Origin of the sequence: Mesorhizobium sp. LSJC280B00 (genome assembly GCF_000502835.1) — a bacterium.
Lineage (GTDB): Bacteria > Pseudomonadota > Alphaproteobacteria > Rhizobiales > Rhizobiaceae > Mesorhizobium.
Window position 1 is genome coordinate 20,334 of sequence record NZ_AYVL01000031.1, and the last position, 24,748, is coordinate 45,081.

Sequence of the window (24,748 nt, forward strand, 5' to 3'; positions counted from 1 at the left end):
AAGGAAAGCTACATGTCAGGTTTGCGTCAGATCGCCTTTTACGGCAAGGGCGGCATCGGCAAGTCCACCACCTCCCAAAATACGCTCGCCGCCCTTGTCGACCTCGGGCAGAGAATCCTCATCGTCGGCTGCGACCCGAAAGCCGACTCCACCCGCCTGATCCTGAACGCGAAGGCGCAGGATACGGTCCTGCACCTCGCGGCAGAGGAAGGTTCGGTGGAAGACCTGGAACTCGCGGACGTGCTCAAGGTCGGCTACAAAGGCATCAAATGCGTGGAGTCGGGCGGCCCTGAGCCGGGTGTCNACTCGCGGACGTGCTCAAGGTCGGCTACAAAGGCATCAAATGCGTGGAGTCGGGCGGCCCTGAGCCGGGTGTCGGCTGCGCCGGCCGCGGTGTGATCACCTCGATCAACTTCCTCGAGGAGAACGGTGCCTACGACGATGTCGACTATGTCTCCTACGACGTGCTCGGGGATGTGGTGTGCGGCGGTTTCGCGATGCCGATCCGCGAGAACAAGGCCCAGGAAATCTATATCGTCATGTCCGGCGAGATGATGGCGCTCTATGCGGCCAACAACATCGCCAAGGGCATCCTGAAATACGCCCATTCGGGCGGCGTGCGGCTCGGCGGCCTGATCTGCAACGAGCGCCAAACCGACCGCGAGCTCGACCTCGCCGAAGCGCTGGCTTCCAGGCTCAATTCCAAGCTCATCCACTTCGTGCCGCGCGACAACATCGTCCAGCACGCCGAACTCAGGAAGATGTCTGTCATCCAGTATGCGCCGGACTCCAAGCAGGCCGGGGAATACCGGGCGCTGGCCGAGAAGATCCATGCCAATTCGGGCCAGGGCACCATCCCCACCCCGATCACCATGGAGGAGCTCGAGGACATGCTGCTCGACTTCGGCATCATGAAGACGGATGAGCAGATGCTTGCCGAGCTTCAGGTCAAGGAAGCGGCGAAGGCGGCCGCACAGTAACGACCGCTACTGACTGGGGGCGCGGCCTGACCTGGCGCGCCTTTCAAAGAACGGCGCCTCGTCGGTGAGGCGTCACCCTGAACCTTGAAAGGGGTCCCATGAGCCTGGAATACGAGAATGACGGCGCCCTCCATGCGAAGCTTATCGAGGAGGTGCTGTCGCAATATCCTGACAAGGCGGCGAAGCGCCGCAAAAAGCACCTCAGCGTCGCAAAGAGCGGCGACGAGGCTGGCAATGAAAGCGAGGTCCTTTCCGAATGCGAGGTCAAATCGAACATCAAGTCCATCCCCGGCGTGATGACGATTCGCGGCTGCGCCTATGCCGGCTCGAAAGGCGTGGTGTGGGGTCCAGTCAAGGATATGGTCCATATCTCGCACGGCCCGGTCGGCTGCGGGCAATATTCCTGGTCGCAACGCCGCAACTACTACGTCGGCACGACCGGCATCGACACGTTCGTCACGATGCAGTTCACCTCCGATTTCCAGGAGAAGGACATTGTTTTTGGTGGCGACAAGAAGCTGGAACGGATCATCGACGAGATCGAGGAACTGTTTCCGCTGAACAAGGGCATGAGCGTGCAATCCGAATGTCCGATCGGCCTGATTGGCGACGACACCGAAGCGGTGTCCCGCAACAAGGCCAAGGAGCACGAAAAGACGATCGTGCCGGTGCGCTGCGAGGGCTTCCGCGGCGTCTCGCAATCACTCGGCCACCACATCGCCAACGACGCGATCCGCGACTGGGTGTTCGAGAAGAAGGACGTCGAGTTCGAGGCCAGCCCGCACGATGTCAATGTGATCGGCGACTACAATATCGGCGGCGACGCCTGGGCTTCGCGCATCCTGCTCGAGGAGATGGGCCTGCGCGTGGTCGGCAACTGGTCGGGCGACGCTACGCTGGCCGAAATAGAGCGCGCGCCGAAGGCCAAGCTCAATCTCATCCATTGCTACAGGTCGATGAACTACATCTGCCGGCATATGGAGGAAAAGTATGGCATCGACTGGATGGAGTACAATTTCTTCGGCCCCTCCCAGACCGAAGCCTCTCTGCGCAAGATAGCCAAGCATTTCGGGCCGGAAATCGAGGCCAAGGCCGAGGCGGTCATCGCCAAATACCGGCCGTTGGTCGATGCCGTCATCGCCAAGTACCGGCCGCGCCTCGAAGGCAGGACGGTGATGCTCTATGTCGGCGGGCTGCGCCCCCGTCACGTCGTCACGGCATATGAGGACCTGGGCATGGTGATCGTCGGCACTGGGTACGAATTTGGCCATAATGATGACTATCAGCGTACCGGCCATTACGTGAAGAAGGGCACGCTGATCTATGACGACGTGACTGGTTACGAGCTGGAGAAGTTCATCGAGGGGATCCGTCCTGATCTCGTTGGCTCCGGCATCAAAGAAAAGTACCCGGTCCAGAAGATGGGCATACCGTTCCGTCAAATGCATTCCTGGGATTATTCCGGCCCGTATCACGGCTACGACGGCTTCGCCATCTTCGCCCGCGACATGGATCTCGCCATCAACAACCCGGTCTGGAACCTCTACGACGCCCCCTGGAAGAAAAAAGCCGAGCCGTCGGCGGCGATCGCAGCCGAATGAAAACCTGGCCTCCCGGAAGCCGGGAGGCCGTTGAACGCCTGTGGCCCTTTGTCCGCGGGAGACCTGAAACGTTTCGACGTCCCTGTGCCGCCGTATGGCGGGCCAGATGGAAAGAGGTAACCACCCATGCCGCAGTCGGCTGAAAAAGTTCTCGACCACGCGCCCCTGTTCCGCGAGCCGGAATACAGGCAGATGCTCGCCGAGAAGAGGCTGAATTTCGAATGTCCGCACCCGGACCAGGTCGTTACCGACCAACGCGAATTCACCAAGACGTGGGAATACCGCGAAAAGAACCTTGCTCGCGAAGCGCTTGTCGTGAACCCCGCCAAGGCCTGCCAGCCGCTCGGCGCGGTGTTCGCGGCCGCAGGCTTCGAGCGAACCATGTCCTTCGTCCACGGCAGCCAGGGCTGCGTGGCCTATTACCGCTCGCACCTGTCGCGCCATTTCAAGGAGCCTGCTTCGGCAGTTTCCTCTTCGATGACCGAGGACGCGGCAGTGTTCGGTGGTCTGAAGAACATGGTCGACGGGCTCGCCAACACGTACCAACTCTACGACCCGAAGATGATCGCCGTCTCGACCACTTGTATGGCAGAGGTCATTGGCGACGACCTGCATAGCTTCATCGAGAACGCCAAGGACGAAGGCTCGGTCCCGCGCGACTTCGACGTGCCCTTCGCCCACACGCCCGCCTTCGTCGGTAGCCATGTCGACGGCTATGACGTAACGATCAAGGGCATTTTGGAGCACTTCTGGAAAGGCGAGGAGCGAACGGAAGCCGAGGGAATCATCAACATCATTCCGGGTTTCGACGGCTTTTGCGTTGGCAACAACCGGGAACTTAAGCGCCTGCTCCATCTGATAGGCGTGTCCTATACCTTCATCCAAGACGCCTCTGATCAGTTCGACACGCCGTCGGACGGCGAATACCGCATGTATGACGGCGGCACGAAGATCGAAGACGTGAGGAAGGCACTCAACGCCGAGGCGACACTTTCGCTACAGCATTACAATACCCGAAAAACACTGGAGTATTGCGAGGGGGTAGGGCAGGCGACTGCCTCGTTCCATTACCCGCTCGGAGTCCAGGCGACCGACGACTTCCTGATGGAGGTCTCCGCGATTTCCGGCAAGGAAATCCCCGAGGCAATCCGCCTGGAGCGCGGCCGACTTGTTGACGCGATGGCGGACAGCCAATCCTGGCTGCACGGTAAGAAATACGCCATCTACGGCGATCCGGACTTTGTCTACGCCATGGCCCGCTTCATTATGGAGACGGGCGGCGAGCCGACCCATTGCCTCGCCACCAACGGCACCTCGGCATGGGAAGCGGAGTTGAACGAACTGCTTGCATCATCGCCCTTCGGCAAGGGTGCTCAAGTCTGGGCGGGCAAGGACCTCTGGGCGATGCGCTCGCTGCTCTTCACCGAGCCGGTGGACCTGCTGATCGGCAACTCCTATGGCAAGTATCTGGAGCGCGACACCGGCACGCCGCTGATCCGGCTGACGTTTCCGATCTTCGACCGCCACCATCACCATCGGTTTGCGCTTATGGGCTACCAAGGCGGGTTGCGCGTCCTGACGACGATCCTCGACAAGATCTTCGACAAGCTCGATCGCGAGACAAGCGAGACGGGCGTGACGGACTATTCGTATGACCTCACCCGCTAAGGCTGGCGGCCGGCGCTTCGGTGAGGCCGGTCGTCTTCCCAAGGGACTTTGGAGACCGACGCAATGTCCTCGCTCAGAGCCAAAATCCAGGATGTCTTCAACGAGCCTGCCTGCGAGAAGAACCGCGGCAAGGATGCCAAGGCACGCAAAAAGGGCTGTTCGAAGCCACCGACCCCCGGGGCAGCGGCCGGCGGCTGTGCCTTCGATGGCGCCAAGATCGTGCTGCAGCCGATCACCGACGTTGCGCATTTGATCCATGCGCCGCTCGCCTGCGAGGGCAATTCCTGGGACAACCGCGGTGCGGCTTCGTCCGGGCCAACGCTGTGGCGCACAAGCTTCACGACCGACCTCACCGAACTCGACGTGGTGATGGGGCAGGGCGAGCGGAAGCTCTTCAAAGCGATCCGCGAGATCAAGGAAGCGTATGGGCCGCCGGCTATCTTCGTCTATCCGACCTGCGTGACGGCGCTGATTGGCGACGACATCGAGGCCGTCTGCAAGCGCGCGGCGGAAAAGTTCGGCCTGCCGGTGGTGCCGGTCAATGCGCCGGGCTTCGTCGGCTCCAAGAATCTCGGCAACAAGCTTGCCGGCGAGGCGTTGCTCAAGCATGTCATCGGCACGGTAGAACCGGACGACGCCGGGCCGTATGACATCAATATCCTTGGGGAATTCAACCTCTCCGGCGAGTTCTGGCTCGTGAAACCGCTCCTTGATCGGCTCGGGATCCGGGTGCGCGCCTGCATTCCGGGTGACGCGCGTTACTTCGACATTGCCTGCGCGCACCGCGCCCGGGCGGCTATGATGGTGTGCTCGACCGCGCTCATCAATCTCGCCCGCAAGATGGAGCAGCGCTGGGATATTCCGTTCTTCGAGGGCTCCTTCTACGGCATCACGGACACCTCGGAAGCGCTCCGACAGATATCTCAGCTGCTCGTGAAGAAGGGTGCCGATCCGGAGATCCTGGACCGCACGGAGGCCTTGATTGCAGAGGAGGAGGCGATTGCGTGGAAGAAGCTCGCGGCCTACCGGCCGAGGCTCGAAGGCAAGCGCGTGCTGCTCAACACCGGCGGTGTGAAGTCCTGGTCGGTCGTCCATGCACTGATGGAGATCGGCATCGAGATCGTCGGCACCTCGGTCAAGAAATCCACAGTCGAAGACAAGGAGCGCGTCAAACAGATGCTCAAGGACGACAACCACATGTTCGAGCAGATGGCACCGCGCGAGCTTTACGCCATGCTCTCAGAACATAAGGCCGATATCATGCTGTCGGGCGGGCGTACGCAATTCATCGCGCTGAAGGCCAAGACACCCTGGCTCGATATCAACCAGGAGCGCCAACACCCTTACGCCGGCTATGACGGCATGGTGGAACTCGTACGCCAGATCGACCTCGCCATTCATAACCCGATCTGGTGCCAGGTGCGGGAGCCGGCACCATGGGATTGCCAGCCTGCGATGAAGGACGAAGTGCCGAGCACAAAGAGCGAGACCCCGACCGTCCAGGCTTTCAAGAAATTCGCCGGCACGATGACCGACGATTTCAGCGAGTGTTGAGGAAGCGATGGTCCGCATCCTTCCCCAGAGCAAAGCGGCGGCGGTCAATCCGCTGAAGTCATCGCAGCCGTTGGGTGCCGCCTTCGCCTTCCTTGGGGTCGACGGCGCGATGCCGTTGTTCCACGGCAGCCAGGGGTGCACCAGCTTTGCGCTCGTGCTGTTCGTGCGGCATTTCAAGGAAGCCATCCCGTTGCAGACGACGGCGATGGACGAGGTGGCGACGATCCTTGGCGGGGCAGACCATCTGGAAGAGGCGATCCTCAACCTCAAGGCCCGCACAAAGCCAACGCTGATCGGGGTCTGCACGACGGCGCTGGTGGAAACCCGGGGCGAAGACTGCGCAGGAGATATCTCCAATATCAGGCTGAAGCGCACGGAAGAACTCGCGGGTACGGATGTGGTACTAGCCAACACGCCGGATTTCGACGGCGCGATCGAAGAGGGCTGGGCCAAGGCTGTCACCGCGATGATCGAAAGGATTACGCGGCGCGGCGAGCAGGCGCGGCAGTCGAAGAAGATCGTGATCCTGCCTGGCTGGAACCTCACTGTGGCTGACCTAGAGCATTTGCGTGAGATGGTTGAAAGCTTTGGACTGAAGCCGGTGATTCTGCCGGACGTCTCCGGCTCGCTTGACGGTACCGTGCCCGACCGCTGGGTCACGACCACCTATGGCGGCACCAGCGTCGAGGATATCCGCGAGCTTGGCACGGCCGAGCAATGCATCGTCATCGGTGAGCATATGCGCCGCCCGGCCGACCTGCTGCAGAGGTTGACCGGCGTGCCTTATGTGCTGTTCCGGTCGCTGACTGGATTGAAGGACGCAGACCGGTTCGTCTCGCTGCTCTCCGCGGTTTCGGGCGCTGCGGCGCCGGCTGAGGTGCGCCGTCGCCGGGCGCAGTTGCAGGACGCGTTGCTCGACGGACATTTCCACTTTGGAGGCAAGAAAATTGCGATCGCTGCTGAACCAGACCAACTCTACCAACTCGCGAGCTTCTTCATCGGCATGGGCTCCGAAATCGCAGCGGCGGTCACCACGACCGACATGTCGAAAATTTTGGAGGAAGTACCGGCGCAGTCGGTTCAGATCGGCGATCTCGGCGATTTGGAAGCTCTTGGCGCCGGCGCTGATCTTCTCGTCACCCATTCCCATGGCCGCCAGGCGGCGCAGCGCCTCGGCATTCCGCTCATGCGGGTCGGCTTCCCGATCTTCGACCGGCTCGGCAGCCAGCACAAGCTCACAATCCTCTATCAGGGGACCCGCGACATGATCTTCGAGGTTGCCAACATCTTTGAAGCCAACCGGCACGCGCCGACCCCTGAGGCGCTTGATCCACTCCGTAAGCGAGAAATCCCAGATGAGCTCCGTTCGTCGCCTCTCGCTCGTCACTGACGAGGTTCACGCACCGACGCCGGAACGCCAAGCCGGCGCATTGCGCGTGGCGATCGCCACGCAGGATATGAAGAACCTCAATGCCCATTTCGGGTCGGCCAGGCGCTTTGCTGTCTACGACGTGTCGCGCGAGGAGTGGAATCTCGTCGAGGCCGTGGCCTTCGATGACGTTTCCGACGAGAGCGGGAAGCACCGAACTGAGGGCGATGACCGCATCACGCCGAAGGTGGAGGCGCTCAAGGGATGTCATCTCCTGTTTTGTCTGGCGATCGGCGGACCTTCGGCAGCCAAGGTTGTTTCGGCAAAAATTCATCCGATCAAAGTGCCGCAGCCCCAAACAATCGAAGAGGTGCTGTTGCGCACGCAGATGATGCTCAGGACGTGTCCTCCCCCTTGGCTGCGCAAGGTGCTGGCGCAGGCAGGTGTCGCCAAACAGAGCCCGTCCTTCGAGGACGAGGACTGAAATGAGGAGTGGGCGAATGTCTGACGCCGTGCTTAGCCCTGCTGTCGCCGAAGACGAGGCGGCCCTTGCCACCCCGTTCGTCAAATGTCTCGTGCGGCTGGTCCGGGCTCATGATTCCCACGGGTCTTGGGAAGGCAAATCGGACGCCGAGCTGCTGGGCGACTTTATCATCACCAGGGAACAGCGCCGTTCGATCCCGATCATCGGCGATCCCGATCCGGACGTGCTGTGGAGGCTCGAGATGTTTTACACCGCCGTCGGGCTTGCGATCGAGGAGCGCTCCGGCCTGATGGCATCGCCGATGATGGAGATGAGCCATGAGGGCTTCGGGCGCGTGCTTTTCACGGCCGGGCGGTTGGTCGTTCTGTCGAAGACCCTGCGCGACGTCCACCGGTTCGGCTTCGAGACGTTCCGGAAACTCGCCGCGGCCGGTACCAAACTGGCCGGCGATGCGACCGCAGCCATTGAGGCTCATCCCGAGGTGGCGCGGGCGTGATGGAACCAATTTTCGATCAAGGGGATCATGTCAGGCTTTGAGGACATGCGATGGCCAGCCCTCTCAATGGAGGCGGTCGAGGCCGATGTGGTTCTTGGGGTAGCGCTGATGAAGCCACTGGTCCTGATCTGTTCGCAAGATGCTGAGTTGTATCTGTTCCTCAGCCACATTCTGGGAGTGGACGGCTTCACGAGTGAGCCGGCAGGCGGCGTGAAGGAAGCACTTGCATTGGCCGATGAACGGGAGCTCCAGGCGGTAGTGCTGGACTGCGGGCCGGCAGGCGCGACAGGCTCCACAATCTGCGCCCGGTTCAAGGGGGAGCCCCGGACCGGCGGCCTGCCCGTAATTGCGCTGATCGCGCCCGGCGCCGAGAACCAGCACCTCGATCTCTTGAAGGCTGGTATTGACGAGAGCTTTGTGCGGCCTTTCGCGCCGGCCCAGCTGCTTGACTGTCTACGGATGAAGCTGGCGCTGCCAAAGCCGGGTTCGAACGGGATTGAAAACGGCGGCTGGATCTCCTGTGGCGACCTTGAGATAAGGCTCGATGCCCACCGCGTTCGGGGTAATGGCCACGAAGTCCACCTTGGGCCGATCGAGTTCAACCTGCTGCGGCTTTTGCTTGAGACTCCCGGCAAGGTCTTCACCAGAGACGAGCTGATCAGCGCGGCCTGGCCGGCCAATATCCATGTCGGTGTACGCACCGTGGATGTCCATATCAGCCGGCTCAGAAGGGCTCTGAATGCGGCCTCCCCCTCCAGCGTCATTCGTACCGTCAGGTCGGCCGGCTACTCGCTCGAGTGGCCGGACGGCTGAATAGATAACCGATGTGGTGCCACTCCGCATTTCCGCCGTGCTGAGGGCAAGTCTTGCGGCTTCGAAACGCGCCGGCAGGTACGACATATTCAGAAAGAAGCAGTCAGATGGCCTTCAAAAGCCTACTCAGTGTAGCGGGAGCTGACCACTCCGACCAGGACGTCAGAACAGCTGCGAGCTTGTGTGCCGAAGTCGGCGCGTATCTTTCCGTACTGATTATGTCGCCTCCGCGGCTCGTTATGTCGCCTCCGCCGCTGGGCGATGGCATCCCCGAGTGGCCTGGAAATCGCGCACACGCCATTGCCGCACTGGAAAAACGGTACAGGCAAATCGAGAGATTTTCACAGGACACAGCCAGTTTGGAGAAAACATCCAGGGAAATTCACAAACTGCTGAGAGCCACGTGGCGGTGCTATGATGTCGATATTGCCAACTGCGATCAGGCCAGCATCGGTGACGCGGTGCGACAGCGGGCTCTCTGCAACGACCTGACAATCGTCGGCCCCGCACTTCTCAACGACATTAACGTCGGTCCCCTTGTTATCAACGGCAGCCTGTTCGACACCGGAAAGCCGGTGCTTGTCGTGCCGGAGGGCGCTGAGGCGACTCTGTCTCCACGGCGCGTGCTGGTCGGCTGGGATTTGCGAATCGAGGCGTCCCGTTCAGTTCGGGAAGCGCTGGATTTGCTAGCCGATGCTGAGGAAGTTCGTGTCGCACTCGTCGATCCGGAGGCGACCTGCACCGGAAACGACACCGAGCCGGGAGCCGACATCGCTGCCTATCTCACTCGGCACGGTGCTTGGGTGTCGGTTGACCGGCTGGCGAGCGCCGGCAAACCAGTGGCCACGGTGCTCGCGCAGCACGCAATCGACACGTCTGCCGACATGATAGTGATGGGCGCTTACGGCAGCCGACCGCTGCGCGAGCGGCTCTTCGGTGGCGTAACGAGATGGATAGTGGGGAAGCCGCCATTGCCGCTGTTTTTTGGCTCGCTAACGGGTTTTGAAGCAGCACCGATGCTGTTCGAAGCTCTACTCCCCTGGGTCACCTATGCTGATGCCAAGTCGGAGAAAGGCCGCGGCAAACGCGCCCAGTTTCGCGAAGCTCCTCGGAGCCAATCTGCACGCGCCGTCGCCGAGAACATCGCGGACGTCTCTAACGCGCGCTCGGGGGTTCTCCTCGCCCGAGATGATCCGTAACGCGGAGACCAACGGCCGGCAGAGGTACAGGCGCTCCTCAATGCAGTCAAAACCGGGGCTTCGCAGGTCGGCGTCAAGGTCGAGAAAGAGCGTCGTTTCAGCGCGGCAGGCGGCGTTCGGACCGTAGCCGCATCGTATTAGCGCTATCACGATCTCTCCTGACTACTGGCCCGGAGCTGAACAACGCGACCGTGCCGTGGCCAAGGCCCTCAACTTCGAGTCTGGAGGGTCGTGCTCTGCCGGAGTCGGCGGGACTCGATCGCATTAATCACGTTGTCGTCGTCAGGGATGGTAGCGGGTTAGCGGCAAGGACGGCCGTCGCCCGACCCGCGTGGCGACGGAGCGGCCTTTGGGGTTGGTCAAATTCTGACAACGCTCACATCGCACCAGGCGGTCCCTGTAGCGCCTGAGCACAGGGAACACAGAACATATCGGCACAAAGCAGGAACCCCGGAGAGCTCACCGGCCGCACATGCCGGCACTCATCCTGGCCTTTTTCGCAACGACATCATCGATCTGAGGATGGCGGTATTGGCGAGCTACAGCTGGACCGGCTTGGGTCGTGAAGAACTCCCATGACACCAGCCCAGGAATTCAATCGCAAGGCGGGCGAGGGGGCCGAGGCCGGGCTCGGATGGAGCGGCCCCCCTGCAATCGCAAATGGCGAGATCCGCTACCGCCTTATGGACCGGAACGGCAAGACGCTCAAGCCGGTGGCGTGAAGCGGACGATGATGACGGGCCTAGCGGCAGTCAACGCAGTCATGATGTCCATCTGCTCGTCCCTCAGCCCGAATGCCTGTTCAGCCATTCGTGGCCACGCTTTTCTGGCGCGGCGAAGCGAGTGATGCGTGTCCGAAACCGGACAGCAGCAGAAAACATGTCGGGTTCAATACAACCGGCCATCTTGGGCATCCGGAGGTGATTTTCTAGTGTCATCATGCGTTTAGTGCGCGCTTAGCGCGTTGGCACGGCCTTTGCGAATTGAGCTTCAGCAACACGGAGTGGAGGCTGACTGCACGCAGATGCGCAAGACGAGCGATGCTCTCCCTTCCTTGAACCCTCGTGCCCCGTCTCAAAGGGGGAACAAGCTCGCGCATAGGTCACGCAACCTTTGGCAACAGCTTTGGAGAGCAACATGGTATTGCAGATGGGGTCACCGGCTCCTTCGATCAAAGTGGAGGACTGGCTGCGTGGCGAGCCCCTTGCGAACTTCCAGCCCGGCAAAGTCTATATCGTCGAATTTTGGGCAACTTGGTGCGAACTATGCATGGCGGAGATGCTCGATCTGATGCGGCTCCAGGAAAAATACAGGGACAGCGGACTTGAGGTCGTCGGCGTCGCGGCTAATGAAGACGCTCCAACAGCCGTTGAGGCTCGCACCAAGTTGGACGCGTGGTTGACCGAAAAGTGCTCGCATCTGAGCTATCGGATCGCGTTCGACCACACAGGTGAAATGAACAAGCTTTGGATGAAACCCAGCTTTTCCGTCGGGATTCCGACCTCGTTCGTGGTCGACCGAGACGGCCACATCGCCTTTACCGGTCATCCCAGCCAACTCGATGAGGTTTTGTCCAAAGTGCTCAACGGCAGCTGGCGCATCAGCGATAAAGCTAAAGCCGCCGATATGGAGCGGATCGCCACAAGCGAACCAATGGCGCGCGAACAAGCGTTGAAGCAGCCGATCGATGACAGATTCTGGGCGGCGGTGAAGTTAGAAGATTGGAAGACGGCGCTCTGGGCGATCGAAGAGGGCATCGCCTTGATGCCCGACGACATCAATTTTCGCCTGGCTCATGCGCATCTGTTGCTACACAAAATTCAAGACATGTGGACCGGCTTGCCCGTGATGCGCCAATTGGTTCGCGACGCAATCGACAAAAACTCCGAGGACTGGATGGTTTCGGCGCTAGACCAACTTTTCCATCCGGCCAATGACCATTCGCGCCTTCCCCCTGCTGAGCGCTTCGCGATGGGCAAGGAGCTGTCCGAACACATCCTGGCGCTGAATCCCCCGCAAGGCGACAGCCCTAAGTTCCGGTCCTATCCCGCGGTTGCCCGGTATTATCACGAGAACGGCAACAATGATCGCGCGATCGAGTTGGTCGAAATGGCACTGACGTCGCTGGACGGTCCGGAGCCTATCCCGGCCGAATTGAAAGAGCAGCATCTGCCGGATTTGCTGCAGGCCCTCGCCAAGTACAGGGGTGGGAAAGTTTGTTACGGAGCTCTCTGTGCGGCTCCGCAAAACAATTTCCCGAAGGTGCCAAAGCGCGGTCGGCCAAGGAGAAAACATAGAAAGGGATGATTGGTCGAAATGGCTTACTGGCCAATTCGTCCATTTCCCTGGTGTGACCGCAGCAAGGAGGGTCCATGCAGCACTTGGTCGATCGTTTGCAGCAGGATCGAGGCTCGAATCTTCATGGCCTCCGGCCGCATTGCGGCGGAGGTGATATTCGACGCGAATTTGCGTGGAAGACTTCGCAGTCGAGGACGTGTTCAAGGTCGGCCAGAGGGACATCAATGGCGTGGAATCAGCCGCGCCGAGCCGGGCGTCGGCTGCGCAAGTGTGCCCGAAGTAGGTGTCCCCGAAAACAGGCAGCGTGCTTCGAGGAAGAGGACTGAAATGAGGAGAAGGCGAACTGATACCGCAGTCAGCCCTGCGGTCAACGAGGACGAGGCGGCCCTTGCCGTGCTTTTTGTCAGATGCCTCGTGCGGCTGATCGGTGCTCAGGATGCCTCCGGGTCACGGGAAGGCAAATCGGACGCCGAACTGCTGGGCGACTTCATCATCACCAGAAAACAGCGCCGTGCGATCCCCATCATCGGCGATCCCGATCCGGAAGTGCTGTGGAAGCTCGATATGTTCTACACGGCCGTCGGGCTTAGGATCGAGGAGCGCTCCGGCCTGATGAGATCGCCAACGATGGAGATGAAACCCATGGGGGCTTCGGACGATTGCTTTTCACGGCCGGGCGGTTGGTCGCTCTGTCGAGACATCTACCGGTTCGGCTTCGACACGTTCAGGAAGCTCGCGGAGGCCGGTACGAAACTGGCCGACGATGCGACTGCAGCCATCGAAGCCTATCCCGACGTGGCACGGGCGTGAAGAAACCGATTTCGAGGAAGGATTTATGTCAAAGCTAGATGAGATGGGGAAGAAAGTCCGAAAGCTTCAGCTGCGCGCGGCAGTTGCCAAGATGAAATTGCGCGACCTTGCAGAGAATCTCCCGGGAAAATGGACGGAGATAGAGGAAGTTGCCCAAGAAACGTCGGCGGTTTTTGCCCAGTTGGATGGTGCCAAGAGAGCGCTCGCTGCAATGAAGAAGTTACGATGACGAGCACATTTATCACCCGCGACGGCTCCGGATGGGTGCCGGAATATCTCACCGCTATAGACGGCACGACCTGCATCGGCTGCGGCCGCTGTTTCAAAGTCTGCTCTCGCGAGGTCATGCATCTTTACGGTGTCGATGACGCGGGTGAAATCCTCGGCGCCTGCGACGGTGAAGACGACGATTTCGACGGCGAGCTCAATCGCATGATCATGGTCGTCGACCATGCCGGCCGCTGCATTGGCTGCGGAGCCTGCGGCCGCGTCTGCCCGAAGAACTGCCAGACCCATGTTGCGGCCGACCAGGTCGCAGCATGATTTGAGGAGACAAGACCAGGAGAACGGCGTTGCCCTTTAGAATCTTTTGTCGCGTCCTGGGGCTGGTGCTGTGCAGCACCGCACTGACTGTCTACTTCGCTTCTCATTCCATCGGCACAGTAGTCGTCACCACGCTGGCTTATTCGCTGCTCCTTCAGCTGGCCTATTTCGCAAGCGTGCTCTTTCTGATCTGGCGGTCTGGCTACGTTAGCCGAGCTGGCCAAAGGGCTGAGCATTTCGGCAGTTGCAAGGAAGTTGGATGCGAGCCGCCAGACCTTGATGAGGTGACGAATGAATCCGCAGATTTGCTCCAGCGCGATCAAATGATGGCCATATCGCTGCTGCTGCCTTGAGGCGCCGTGACAAGGTCAGTGCCCAAGATAGCGCCACTTTGGACCAACCATCAACATTGAGCAGATATTAGAAGGAATACTGCGCTTGAGAGGTCCATGGTGACAGCAATCCGGTCATTCTAGATAATCCAGGAGATGCAGTTCTTGAATGCCGTACGCATTGGGGTAATCTCCCGCACGCCGGCGTGCAGTTACAACTCTCAATGACAAACGAGGCGCTGGAAATAGGTAATGGGACTCTTCTGGCGCCGGATAATGCAGATGACGTCAAATCAAAGACGCCTCTCGAATGAATTGTGAATGGCTAATTCAGCTCCATCGCGTGTTTCCGGAGAGAAAATGCTGGAAAAGTTCGAACGCTATCCGCTCACATTTGGACCCACGCCGATCGAGAAAGCTCGACCGCCTCTCCAAGCATCTGGGGGGCAAGGTGGAAATCTACGCCAAACGCGAGGACTGCAACTCCGGTCTCGCGTTCGGCGGAAACAAGCTCCGCAAGCTCGAATACATCATCCCCGACGCGATCGCGTCAAACGCTGATACGCTCGTCACCATCGGGGGTGTGCAATCCAACCATACGCGCATGGTCGCTGCGGTCGCCGCCAAGATCGGCATGAAATGTCTCCTGGTTCAGGAGAGCTGGGTACTACATGAGGACGCCGTCTATGACCGGGTTGGCAACATTCTCCTGAGCCGGATCATGGGAGCAGAGGTGCGCCTTGTCGATGAGGGCTTCGATATCGGCATCCGCCGCAGTTGGGAACAGGCGCTCGATGAGGTGAAGTCAAGGGGCGGCAGGCCCTACGCGATACCGGCCGGGGCCTCAGTTCACAAATATGGCGGGCTTGGGTACGTCGGGTTGGCGGAGGAGGTGCGCGCCCAGGAGAAACAGCTTGGGTTTGCCTTCGACTACATCGTCGTTTGCACGGTCACAGGCTCGACGCATGCCGGCATGCTCGTTGGATTCGCCAAGGACGGTCGACAGCGCGACGTGCTCGGTATCGATGCCTCCGCCACCCCGCCCAAACCAAGGCGCAGGTGCTAAGTATTGCCCGGGATACTGCGAAGCTCGTCAAGTTTGGCATGGAAATCATCCAGGATGACGTGGTGCTGCTCGAGGGGTACGCGTCTCCCGGTTACGGCCTTCCGTCCGAGGCAACGAAGCAGGCCATCCGCCTGTGTGCGCGGCTCGAGGGTATAATTACCGATCCCGTCTACGAGGGCAAATCTATGCAAGCGATGATCGACCTCGTCCAGAAAGGCTTCTTTCCAGAGAGATCGAGGGTGCTCTACGCGCATCTCGGCGGCGGGCCGGCCATCAACGGGTACAGCGACACCTTCCGCCACGGCTGACGCTCGGCAGATTGCGATTTCGCCATCCTGCCGTGCGGGCGAAGCGCCCAAACTAGGTGCCAGGGCCGCCCAGCAAACCAATGGAGTCGGGGGTTGTTTGCCGCCCAACGCGAAGCTGACTGAGTTTATCGAGAAATTTGACCGATCGATACTACGGAAACCGAAAATCGGTATTATCGTCGAATATTAGAACCGTGGTCGATATATCTGATATTATGAGAGAGGTAATTAATATACGCGAGGTATGCGATAACGCCAGATTTCAATCAAATCAGTAACTTGTTACTTGAATAATCAGGATTCGCCAAGAATGCCATAAAAGTGGAGGCATATCCGATGATCTTACAGGAACTGGGCTCTGCCATCCCAGGCGGCGGCAGGGTTTTGGAAATAACGACGACCACCGGCTGCATCGTCGGATGTTCTTATTGTCCGCAGGACAAATTCGCCCATCGGCAAAAAGCGGTCTCTCATGTGAAGCACCTTGGTCTTGAAGATTCAAGCGGTGCCTGGCGCGCGTACCAACTTCCGTCGACATTAGTTTCGCCGGGTACTCCGAGCCTTGGCTCAATCCGGATTGCACCGAAATGGTCGAGCACGCTTACGCCAGAGGCCATGGCGTCCGGATTTTCACGACGCTTGTAGGAATGAAGGGGCGGGATCTACACCGCTTGCAAGCGCTGCGCTCAAGGGTATTCGTGGTCCATGTTCTCGATGATGGCGCATACATGAATAGCCGTCTTGTCGGAGACAAGTATCTCGCTTTGATTCGTCAAGTGGTCGACACAGACATCGCCTTGATTCGGTTTATAGCCCTGGGCGAGGTCCATCCGGATATCGCCGGGATAATCCCCGCCGAAGCGCTAGTTCGCGCGCGGCCTCTGAGCAGCAGGGGTGGAAGCGTCGATCCGAAGGTCGTCGAACCACGGCAGCCAGTCGTCGGCGCGCTGACGTGCGTTGACGGACGGCAGTATCGGAATGTTCTTCTCCCAAACGGTGACGTTACGCGCTGCTGCATGGATTTTGAACGGCGCCACGTATTGGGCAATCTTCTGCGCGACGAATACGCAGATCTCTTTGAAGGGCCAGTTTTTAGCCAAATCGTCGACCGCATGAATGGGATGGGACGGATGGCTTTCTGCTTTGTAGGATGTGCGAATATGCCCATCCAAAGGCGTCCGCATGCTGACTGGAGGTCGGCAAACCGCCTGAAAGCGCGTGAGCGAATGTCGATCTTCTCGAGACTGCATAAGGCGGGCCGCCTCCATCTGCCTCGTGTGAACCCGGTCGATGGAGTCTAGTCCCCTACTTTTACGCGGCTTCGACAGATCATGTGGGTATCTCTCAGCACAAAGTTGTCTGGTAAACTTTTGTTGGCCTAAAAGGGGGGGAACCGGCTTAGTTTAGTCTGGTCCGACATACAGACTGTAATGTCCTCCGCCGTCGGCTTCGAGACCCTGATCCTCATTTATGCATAGTTGGTCGAGACGCTTCAGAAGCGGTCCGAAAGCGGCCCCGACATCGAAGAACGCCGATCATCGCCCGCTACGCCGCTCGCTCGCTACGGCGCTGTTGAGGGCGCGCTCGCGCGCGGCTTCGCTACCGCCGAGCTACACTACGAGCCGGGGCACCATGCGGTTCGTGTTGCTGCCGAAGCGGCCTGCAACACCTTAGCATGCTGCTGCATGGCAGAAGCGCCTGTCACACATGAGCCGGTGCTAGCGCTGAGCTTGATAGGATTGGCAGGGCGTTTCGCCGGGTACAAGCAGGTGCGTCAACTACCAAATGCCGTAGTATCGACGCCTCCCCGAAAACTCTAGAACGGAGTTCGTCCAACGCATAGACGCGAGATATTGCCGTGCAGAGCAACGTGACTACGGTAGAGGAGGTTCCGAAATGCGTCAGTGCAGCAGTTGAGCTGCCGCGCGAGCGTCTCCCTTTTGTCGCGGACTCATTGAACGCGACGCGGCACGCAGAGGGACCCTGAAATGAACACTGAAATTTTTACGGCTTATGAGTCCAACGTTCGTCGCTACGGGCGGTCGTTTCCTGCAGTCTTTACGAAGGCCCTTGGGGCGACAATCTGGGACGAGGCCGGTAACCCTTATATCGATTTTCTTGTAGGGTCCGGCGCACTCAACTACGGCCACAACAATCCAGACATTATTGCACCGGCAATCGAATATATGGTTGGGGAGAACATTCTCCTATCGCTAGACATGTATACAGCGGCAAAGCGTGACTTCATTGAAGCGTTTGTGGATTCGATCCTGAAGCCCAGGGGGCTGTCTTACAAGATACAATTTCCTGGGCCGACCGGCACAAACGCTAACGAAGCAGCGCTGGCACTGGCACGAAAATATACCGGCCGCTCAAGCGTCATGGCCTTCACAAACGCCTTCCATGGGATGTCGCTCGGCGCTCTGGCAGTGTCGGGTTCGGCGTCAACCAGGGAACTGGGCGGCGTCGCCCGCCACGATGTGATCCGTGTCCCCTATGACGGCTACCCTACCCAAGCTTTCGATTCCGCGAATTACATCGACTCCGTATTGGGCGACCCAGGGAGCGGCATAGAAAAGCCAGCCGCAATTATTCTGGAGACCATCCAGGCAGAAGGCGGCATGAACACTGCATCCGCACCTTGGCTGGCAGAAATTCAGCGGATTTGCCGCAAGCACGACGTTGTTTTGATCGTTGACGACATTCAGGCCGGTGCGGGACGAACGGGCGAGTTCTTCTCATTCGAGTTCGCGAAGATCGCACCCGACATCGTATGCCTTTCGAAGTCCCTAAGCGGTTCAGGTAGTCCGTTCTCCATTGTTCTGATTCGCCCCGACTTGGACATTTGGAATCCCGGAGAACATAGCGGGACGTTCAGAGGCAACAATCTCGCCTTTGTGACTGCAGGGGCCATGTGCAAAATGTGGTCCGACAGGCAGTTTACTGCAGGCGTCGAGCGGACGGCCGCCAAACTGCAAAGACACCTTGATAGCCTCGTCGCGAAATTTCCCAAGTGCATCGAACAAAAGCGCGGCCGCGGTCTGATGGCCGGCCTCAAGTGCCGTTCGCAGGCCGTTGTCGGCCGTGTGCACGATGTCGCGTTCGAAAATGGCCTCCTGATCGAATCTTCAGGACCAAATCGCGACGTCATCAAAGTCCTCCCACCGATAACCATCACCGATGACGAACTCGATCATGGCATCGCCATCCTTGATCACGCACTAAAGGAGCAAGCCAATGGAGAATAATCAAGTATCCCAAGCCCCAGCCATCTCGCGTGTCGAGATCAGAGAGCGAACCGGCTCGATCAGCACTGCGGAGATCATCTCAGTCCTGAAAGGTGAGATCACCGCTCTGCACATTAAGCAAGCTTTCAGTACGGAAATAGCGGAAGAAATCACCGCGAACTTTGTTGACAGTCCCGGCCTCAGGGAGCGTAAAGATGGCGTCCCCGGACAATATGTCGGCGCATCACACTACAGGAAAGATGCAGCCAGCTATTTCGCAGAATCGGAATCTGCGCGACCATTACTAGACGCCCTCTTCGGCAATTTGGTTGATCCGGTCCGAGCATTATTCGACGCGTTGAAGCGCGAGCTTCACGACCAGGGCATTGAATTGCGGCTGGCCCGTTCGGAGCACGGTCAGGCTAATGTTTGTCGCGCACTCAGTTGGTCTGGCAGCGGCACATTCTCCTTGGACCCCCACGACGACGTCGCTCAAGTGTTATGTGCTGGGAACGATTACGAGCTTTCTGCGGTGGCGCACAACACCGTCGCAGCACTCAACTTCTATCCCAGCATGCCCGAGGAAGGTGGCAATCTGCGGCTCTGGAGCCACAAGCCGACAGTCACCGACCGAAGGTCTCAAGGTGTGGAGACTACGGGCTATCCCTATTCGGCAGCCTATCTCGAGGGCGTTCCTTGTCGCGACTTCCAACTCAGGGCGGGGGATATCGGCCTGATCGATGGCGGTTTCGTTCACGGGGTCACCGGTCAATCAGGCAACGGAAAGCGTCGCCTAGTGCTGAACAGCTTTTTCGGGTTTGCTCGCCCGGATCTTGTTCTCTGGTGGACCTGACGGGGCGGTCGACAGGGACCCACTGATTTGCGCAACAGTGAAGGTATCACATCCGTCATAGCGGTGAGGCGTTTCAGTTACAGACCCTCGCGCTTCGAAAGGCCGGCACTATCATGATTCCCTTGGCGTGTCAGATGCTGCCGGCCTCCGACACGACCCCCCAATCGGCTGTAGAGGACGCAGTTGCCGAACAGATTTTAAGACACTGAAGTAAAGAGTGCGATCTCTCTGTCGTAACAGACGGTTTCACGTCAAAACAATTTATGCCAATGGCGCTTCTTAAAACTATATAATTCCTAATCTTATGGCGTTTACAGCTGCTGCCGTCCTGTTCGAAGTATCCATTTTTCGTAATACGTTCTTCACGTGGAAATTCACAGTATCAAGAGATATTTCTAAAATCTGCCCTATTTCCCATGAGGATTTACCGCGGGCTATCCATGAGAGGCACTCTCTTTCTCTGGGAGAAAGGTCAGGCCCTCTCTCGGTACCGCTAGAACTAGCAAACTTAATGACCTTCCGATGGAAATGTAGCGCGGCAAACTGCAAGTACGTGATTGTTCTATTATGGAGTTCGCCGTTCTCGGTTTGAGCGAAACTCATGATCGCAAAGTTGCGGCCGGGGCCATGCAATGGAACGCTAATGCCTGACCTTAGGCCGAACGTCGCGGCCTCGTCTAAAACGCGCCGTTCGTCTTGCGTAGTGCATACGTCCTTGTATACCTCGCTCCATCGAAAGGCGTCTGCTCGCGTTCGACACGTCTTAATAATGGGGTCTATCCTGTCAAAACCCATTTCGTAATAGCGCTCCTGCCATTCCTCAGGAAAATTTAGCAAAACGGCTGGGTCGCGTCGGACCGACTTTAAGCCTTCTGGGCCAGGTGAAATTGAGTCATAGGAAACCCACCGGCAATCAAAATTCAGAGCAAGAGCAGACAACAGGTCGAACAACTGCTCGGATTGAGCAACGCCATCGGTCTGCTCTAGAAATCGGCCGAACTCGACCGCAAACGCCTCCCCGGGGCGGGCAGTGTTGGCAGCTGGCCCCACCCTAGTGGCCTCAAGGTGAGGAACCGCAGATTGATTTCTGTTCGTCGACGGGCGAAAAGGGTGTGATTGACCAACCGATTAGGCCGACGGCACGCTGCAGTATCGCCTCCGTCTCAACATGGCTGGGCGAGACGGCGATGACATGACCCAGTGTGTCTCGGAAATCGCCTTTCCTGACTATCGGCGTCTTGGGTTCAACATACAACTCGACTTCGGCGATACCTGGTATGGCAACCGCCAGACTGTCGCCCTCGATCCAGTCGAGGACGCCGTCGCCCGCAGCAACCAGGAACCGCGCGGCCGCAGTCTGCGAATGCCTTCTGCGCAAACCCCATTCCTCGCCGATCACAAGCTTGAGGTGTTCGGCAATGGGATCGATACCATAAGCCAGCTCAATCAGCCGAGGAGTGGTCCAACCCGGAAGACGGGGATTGACTTCGATGACGACTGGGCCACGCTCCGTCCATCGGAATTCAATATTCGCTGGTCCCCAACCAAGGTCGAGAGCGCGCAAACAGCTCAGTGAAAGATCGGCGATCCGATTATGCTGGTAATCAGTAAGGGGGGCCGGAAAGATGCTGCCAAGAACGAGAAAATGCGGTGGGCACCCGAACTCAGCAGCACCTACTGCAATGACCTCATTTCCCATTGTGTCAGCGCTATACTGGGGACCTTGAGCGAATTCTTCGATCAGTATCCTGGGCGAAGACCGCCATATGTGCTTCCCGCCCAACAGATAGGTCGTATGTTCGGCTAACTCATCGACGTCGCGGCACAATCGGACGCCGCAGCTGCCGCTACCGACGGCTGGCTTAACAATGACAGGTAGGCCAATCTCCATTGCAGAGCTTTCCACTTCCGTCACATCCGCTGCCAAGCGATAACCAGGCATTGGAACGCCGGCCGCCGCGAGGAGTTGACGTTGAGTGAATTTGTCGCAGCATCGTTCGATGGATGCAGGGTTTGGTCCTGGCAGATCGAAATGCCGGCAGAGCTTGCCAACTTTCGCATAGATCGACTCGTCGAGGCCCGAAAAGCCGGTAATGCCAGCAATGTCATAGGTTGCACGTAGCCGGGAACATTCGCGGATCAGAGCATCGAAATCCTCTGTATCGACACCGATGACCTCAAGGCTTTCCGCACCAAGATAGTCGTACTGAGCTGGATCAGCCGACAGGGTAATTGGATGAAGACCAAAACGCTGGGCCGCTTTCACGTATAGCGGACCAATACTCCTGTGACCCTCAACTAGAATGAGCGCTCTTCTTGTCATTTGCTTGCGTCGACCTCCGTGGCGTGCTGTGCTGGTTCGAGCGCAGACACGCGTCGGCTTTTTGTTGGTGCCTGACCCCAGACCTTGCGGTGAAAAGTACCATCGACAGCCGATTTGCGGTCGCAAAGATTCTGTAAAATGATTTTAATGATCTCTTGCAACGTTTTAGGATGTCCGCGGCACAGCGGGTGTTGTCTCTATGACGTTGATCGGTCACGACGCACACTGAAACCGGTAGGTATCCTGCAATGAACAGGGGGATCGAGCAGGATCCTCGTCGACATCAAACTTCGGGGCGGCCATCGCAATAAGTGCCTGGCAACGAGACGACTAACATGGTGCGGAAGCGGCGGGGACACGAGGGGCGCTCCGCCCGACTATGCTATAGTACTGTGCCCGTCCTGTTCGGTTGAAGACGTCCATGTTGGGAACTTGACACGCTGAGGGACAAGTAGGTCACGGTTGTGGCGCAAAACACATAGCTTTGTCCCCTTCCTCCCACAATCTCTTCGGTGGCACGCGGATTGCGGTTCGGTGGCACGCCGATTGCAGGAGGCACGGCGAAGGATACGTTGGTGGTCTCGGAGTCGCCAGCCCAGGGGTTTCTAAATGAAAGTTGCGCGAACGACCCACATCAATGTGATAGACGCTGCGCCGAGTGCGGTCCCGCCAATTGCAGCTTTGCCGCGTGCGTCGCGGGTACCGCTGTCATTCTCCCAGCAGCGGCTTTGGTTCCTTTCGCGCCTGGGCGGTGGCAGCGAGACCTGTAATAGCCAGATGGGATTACGGCTTCGCGGCGAGCTGGAAGAGGCTGCCCTGCAATCAGCCTTGGACGCGTTGGTGGTGCGTCATAAGGTGCTGCGCACAGCTTTCGGGGTGGAGGACGGTGAGCCCTTCCAGCGGATAGGGCCGGCGGACGTCGGCCTGCCGCTGAAACGGGACGATCTGACGGCTGCAGCGGATGTGGAGGCGGTCCGTGGGAGTTTGATCTACGCGACGTCGCTTTTTGAGCGGAGCACGGTCGAACGCTTTGCGAGGCAGCTGCAGCAGGCGGTGAGCCGGACGGTGGCCGACCCCGAGCAACGGTTCTGGTCGGCGCCACCCCAGTTGGCGGAGGAACGTCGTCCGTGAATTTTATAGAGGGGACAAGGGTCATTGCCGAGGGTGAGCTGCAGGCCAACAGCATCACGCGTTATCGTGTCACAAAATCCTATCGTGAGCAGATTACCACCAGTGGTTACTACGACCAGCTTAAGTACATTGTCGAGCCCTCACTCGAAGAATTCGAGAGTCCCGGCAATCTGGATACGAGCGGCGAGCACGACAACACGGTCGTGCCCGGACTTCAGCACAAGTATGCCCAGACCGGGTTGATGCTGGTAACAGACCGTTGTGCCTCCTATTGTCGGTATTGCTTTCGGAAACGGATCGTTGGCAAGGACTCCGATGAAATCGCAACTGACTTCGCGCAGATCGCACAATATATTGGGAACCATCCTGAGATGACGAACGTGTTGTTATCAGGAGGCGACCCGTTCGTGCTCAGCACCGCCAAGCTCGAAAAAATTCTTAATCATCTGCTGCCGATCCCACATCTGGACTCGATTCGATTTGGCACAAAAATAGCCGCCTACGCGCCCAAGCGGTTCGAGGATCCCGCCTTGCCGGCCTTGTTCCAACGGATCCATGAAGCGGGTAAAGCCGCGGTGATCGTCACACATTTCGACCACTTCGGTGAAATCTCAGTCGAGGCTGAGCGCAACATTCGCTCCTTGCGCGCGCAGGGCGTACAGTTCCTCAACCAGTCCGTGCTTCTCGCCAAAATCAATGACGACCCCGAGATTTTGGCGGCGACCTTCGCGAAGTGCCATCAAATGGGTATCCGCCCCTATTATCTCTTTCAAGGCAGGCCGGTGAAGGGCGCGTCACATTTTCAGGTTCCTTTTCGCCGCGGACTAGAGATTGTGCACAGTATCAACCAACGTCTCAGCGGCATCCAAAAGACATTCAAATACATCATGTCCCATTACACAGGAAAGATCGAGATCCTCGACCTTGGAGCCGATAGCCGCGTGTATATGCGATACCACCAAAATAGAGCTTACGAAAAAGTCGGAAAGATATTTTCCCGGCCCTACCTTGAGGGCGCCTGCTGGTTGGACGACTTGCCCGAAGGATAGATTGAAAGGCGTGCAATGCTGATTACCAGGCCAGAGCGCGGACAAGCGCAACGCGCCGAGGTTTCCATGCGGCAGCGTCTTAGTGGGCGCAAAGTTGCTCGTTGCGGCGCGCCCGGTCCTGCTCGCATCGGCATCGAGGTTGCGAAGGCGGCGGACGAGTCTGCCGCTGCGATGCCGGTGGCATCGCAGCCTTCCGAAGTTGGTGGACGCCACACTATCGGCCATCAAAATGTTGCAACAGTTCATTTCACGCAAATTCGCAAATTCTTTGCGCCCATAAATCGCTGCCAACGGTACCGATCGCTTCAAAGTCTGAAGCCAGGTGTGCTCAGCCTGCTGCAGCACGTAACCGATGGGCGGCCAATAGCGAGAAGAGCGCTCATCCTGCTTGAGGGCAAGGATTGGTCTGCTCCTACGTGAAGCCATCGAATTTGTCCTGCCGACCGGGCGGCCCCCAATTCTTGCAACGGCCGACCTAGTACTACAGTTGCGGATCATTTGATTTTCTGATTCACTTCGGCAGGTTATGGAGGCACCATGTCTGTCGCTTCGTGGTCAGGGTCGTTGTTGGCTTGGGAGCAGGAGCTCACAGCGCTGAAGGCGCGGGTTGGGCGGGTGCTTCCTCGTCGTGAGTTGCGGGAAAC

At 58.6% G+C, this 24,748-nt stretch carries 21 protein-coding genes and 2 pseudogenes; 21 read left to right on the top strand and 2 right to left on the bottom strand.

The annotated features are described in order from the left end of the window. Positions 1–12: 12 nt before the first annotated feature. The 19 genes and pseudogenes from X773_RS68440 to X773_RS68520 all read left to right on the top strand — a co-directional run bounded on the left by X773_RS68440 (position 13) and on the right by X773_RS68520 (position 19,601). A pseudogene (locus X773_RS68440) lies at positions 13–980 on the top strand (nitrogenase iron protein). Between the two features lie 98 nt (positions 981–1,078). Continuing rightward, on the top strand, positions 1,079–2,581 hold the full coding sequence (gene nifD / locus X773_RS68445; RefSeq protein ID WP_023679728.1) for a nitrogenase molybdenum-iron protein alpha chain: 1,503 nt from the start codon (positions 1,079–1,081) through the stop codon (positions 2,579–2,581). Between the two features lie 126 nt (positions 2,582–2,707). Continuing rightward, the gene (gene nifK, locus X773_RS68450) at positions 2,708–4,249 is read left to right on the top strand and encodes a nitrogenase molybdenum-iron protein subunit beta (RefSeq protein WP_023679729.1); all 1,542 of its coding nucleotides are present in this window, start codon (positions 2,708–2,710) and stop codon (positions 4,247–4,249) included. A 63-nt stretch (positions 4,250–4,312) separates the two neighbouring features. Further along, positions 4,313–5,803, top strand: coding sequence for a nitrogenase iron-molybdenum cofactor biosynthesis protein NifE (gene nifE / locus X773_RS68455; protein ID WP_023679730.1), 1,491 nt, complete (start codon positions 4,313–4,315; stop codon positions 5,801–5,803). Between the two features lie 7 nt (positions 5,804–5,810). Continuing rightward, the gene (nifN, locus tag X773_RS68460; protein WP_023679731.1) at positions 5,811–7,193 is read left to right on the top strand and encodes a nitrogenase iron-molybdenum cofactor biosynthesis protein NifN; all 1,383 of its coding nucleotides are present in this window, start codon (positions 5,811–5,813) and stop codon (positions 7,191–7,193) included. Then, positions 7,159–7,656 (top strand): nitrogen fixation protein NifX, encoded by a 498-nt coding sequence (gene nifX, locus X773_RS68465; protein ID WP_023679732.1) that lies wholly within the window; start codon positions 7,159–7,161, stop codon positions 7,654–7,656. Before nifN ends, nifX begins: the two co-directional genes overlap by 35 nt. Positions 7,657–7,672: 16 nt before the next feature. Next, positions 7,673–8,152, top strand: coding sequence for a NifX-associated nitrogen fixation protein (locus X773_RS68470; RefSeq protein WP_023679733.1), 480 nt, complete (start codon positions 7,673–7,675; stop codon positions 8,150–8,152). Between the two features lie 27 nt (positions 8,153–8,179). Further along, positions 8,180–8,965, top strand: coding sequence for a response regulator transcription factor (locus X773_RS68475; RefSeq protein ID WP_023679734.1), 786 nt, complete (start codon positions 8,180–8,182; stop codon positions 8,963–8,965). 107 nt (positions 8,966–9,072) lie between these two features. After that, the gene (locus X773_RS0139390) at positions 9,073–10,164 is read left to right on the top strand and encodes a universal stress protein (RefSeq protein WP_023679735.1); all 1,092 of its coding nucleotides are present in this window, start codon (positions 9,073–9,075) and stop codon (positions 10,162–10,164) included. A gap of 575 nt (positions 10,165–10,739) precedes the next feature. Next, positions 10,740–10,886, top strand: a complete 147-nt coding sequence (locus X773_RS76795; protein WP_023679736.1) for a hypothetical protein — start codon at positions 10,740–10,742, stop codon at positions 10,884–10,886. A gap of 415 nt (positions 10,887–11,301) precedes the next feature. After that, entirely contained in the window at positions 11,302–12,471 is a 1,170-nt protein-coding gene (locus X773_RS68480) for a TlpA disulfide reductase family protein (protein ID WP_023679738.1), read from the top strand. A gap of 318 nt (positions 12,472–12,789) precedes the next feature. Next, positions 12,790–13,272 (top strand): DUF269 domain-containing protein, encoded by a 483-nt coding sequence (locus X773_RS77615; RefSeq protein WP_198023636.1) that lies wholly within the window; start codon positions 12,790–12,792, stop codon positions 13,270–13,272. 25 nt (positions 13,273–13,297) lie between these two features. After that, entirely contained in the window at positions 13,298–13,501 is a 204-nt protein-coding gene (locus tag X773_RS68490; protein ID WP_023679741.1) for a CCE_0567 family metalloprotein, read from the top strand. Then, the gene (gene fdxB, locus X773_RS68495) at positions 13,498–13,815 is read left to right on the top strand and encodes a ferredoxin III, nif-specific (RefSeq protein ID WP_023679742.1); all 318 of its coding nucleotides are present in this window, start codon (positions 13,498–13,500) and stop codon (positions 13,813–13,815) included. The genes X773_RS68490 and fdxB overlap by 4 nt, the downstream gene beginning before the upstream one ends. 29 nt (positions 13,816–13,844) lie before the next feature. After that, entirely contained in the window at positions 13,845–14,168 is a 324-nt protein-coding gene (locus X773_RS68500; protein WP_031212688.1) for an exopolysaccharide production repressor protein, read from the top strand. 339 nt (positions 14,169–14,507) lie between these two features. Further along, a pseudogene (locus X773_RS68505) lies at positions 14,508–15,521 on the top strand (1-aminocyclopropane-1-carboxylate deaminase). A gap of 1,016 nt (positions 15,522–16,537) precedes the next feature. Then, positions 16,538–16,822 (top strand): hypothetical protein, encoded by a 285-nt coding sequence (locus tag X773_RS78515; protein ID WP_245274822.1) that lies wholly within the window; start codon positions 16,538–16,540, stop codon positions 16,820–16,822. 687 nt (positions 16,823–17,509) lie between these two features. Then, a complete protein-coding gene (gene ectB, locus X773_RS68515) occupies positions 17,510–18,769 on the top strand; it encodes a diaminobutyrate--2-oxoglutarate transaminase (protein WP_023679748.1) in 1,260 nt (419 codons plus the stop codon). Beyond that, positions 18,759–19,601, top strand: coding sequence for a hypothetical protein (locus X773_RS68520; RefSeq protein WP_023679749.1), 843 nt, complete (start codon positions 18,759–18,761; stop codon positions 19,599–19,601). Before ectB ends, X773_RS68520 begins: the two co-directional genes overlap by 11 nt. A gap of 285 nt (positions 19,602–19,886) precedes the next feature. Here X773_RS68520 and X773_RS68525 read toward each other — a convergent pair whose 3' ends face one another. Together X773_RS68525 and X773_RS68530 are read right to left on the bottom strand one after the other, a co-directional pair. Continuing rightward, positions 19,887–20,651, bottom strand: coding sequence for a LuxR family transcriptional regulator (locus X773_RS68525; protein ID WP_023679750.1), 765 nt, complete (start codon positions 20,649–20,651; stop codon positions 19,887–19,889). Positions 20,652–20,661: 10 nt separating this feature from the next. Next, the gene (locus X773_RS68530) at positions 20,662–21,924 is read right to left on the bottom strand and encodes an acetyl-CoA carboxylase biotin carboxylase subunit family protein (RefSeq protein WP_023679751.1); all 1,263 of its coding nucleotides are present in this window, start codon (positions 21,922–21,924) and stop codon (positions 20,662–20,664) included. Positions 21,925–22,533: 609 nt separating this feature from the next. Between X773_RS68530 and X773_RS68535 the strand changes: the two genes are divergently transcribed. Both X773_RS68535 and X773_RS68540 read left to right on the top strand, forming a co-directional pair. After that, a complete protein-coding gene (locus X773_RS68535; RefSeq protein WP_023679752.1) occupies positions 22,534–23,055 on the top strand; it encodes a condensation domain-containing protein in 522 nt (173 codons plus the stop codon). After that, on the top strand, positions 23,052–24,104 hold the full coding sequence (locus X773_RS68540) for a KamA family radical SAM protein (protein WP_023679753.1): 1,053 nt from the start codon (positions 23,052–23,054) through the stop codon (positions 24,102–24,104). Before X773_RS68535 ends, X773_RS68540 begins: the two co-directional genes overlap by 4 nt. Positions 24,105–24,748: the final 644 nt, after the last annotated feature.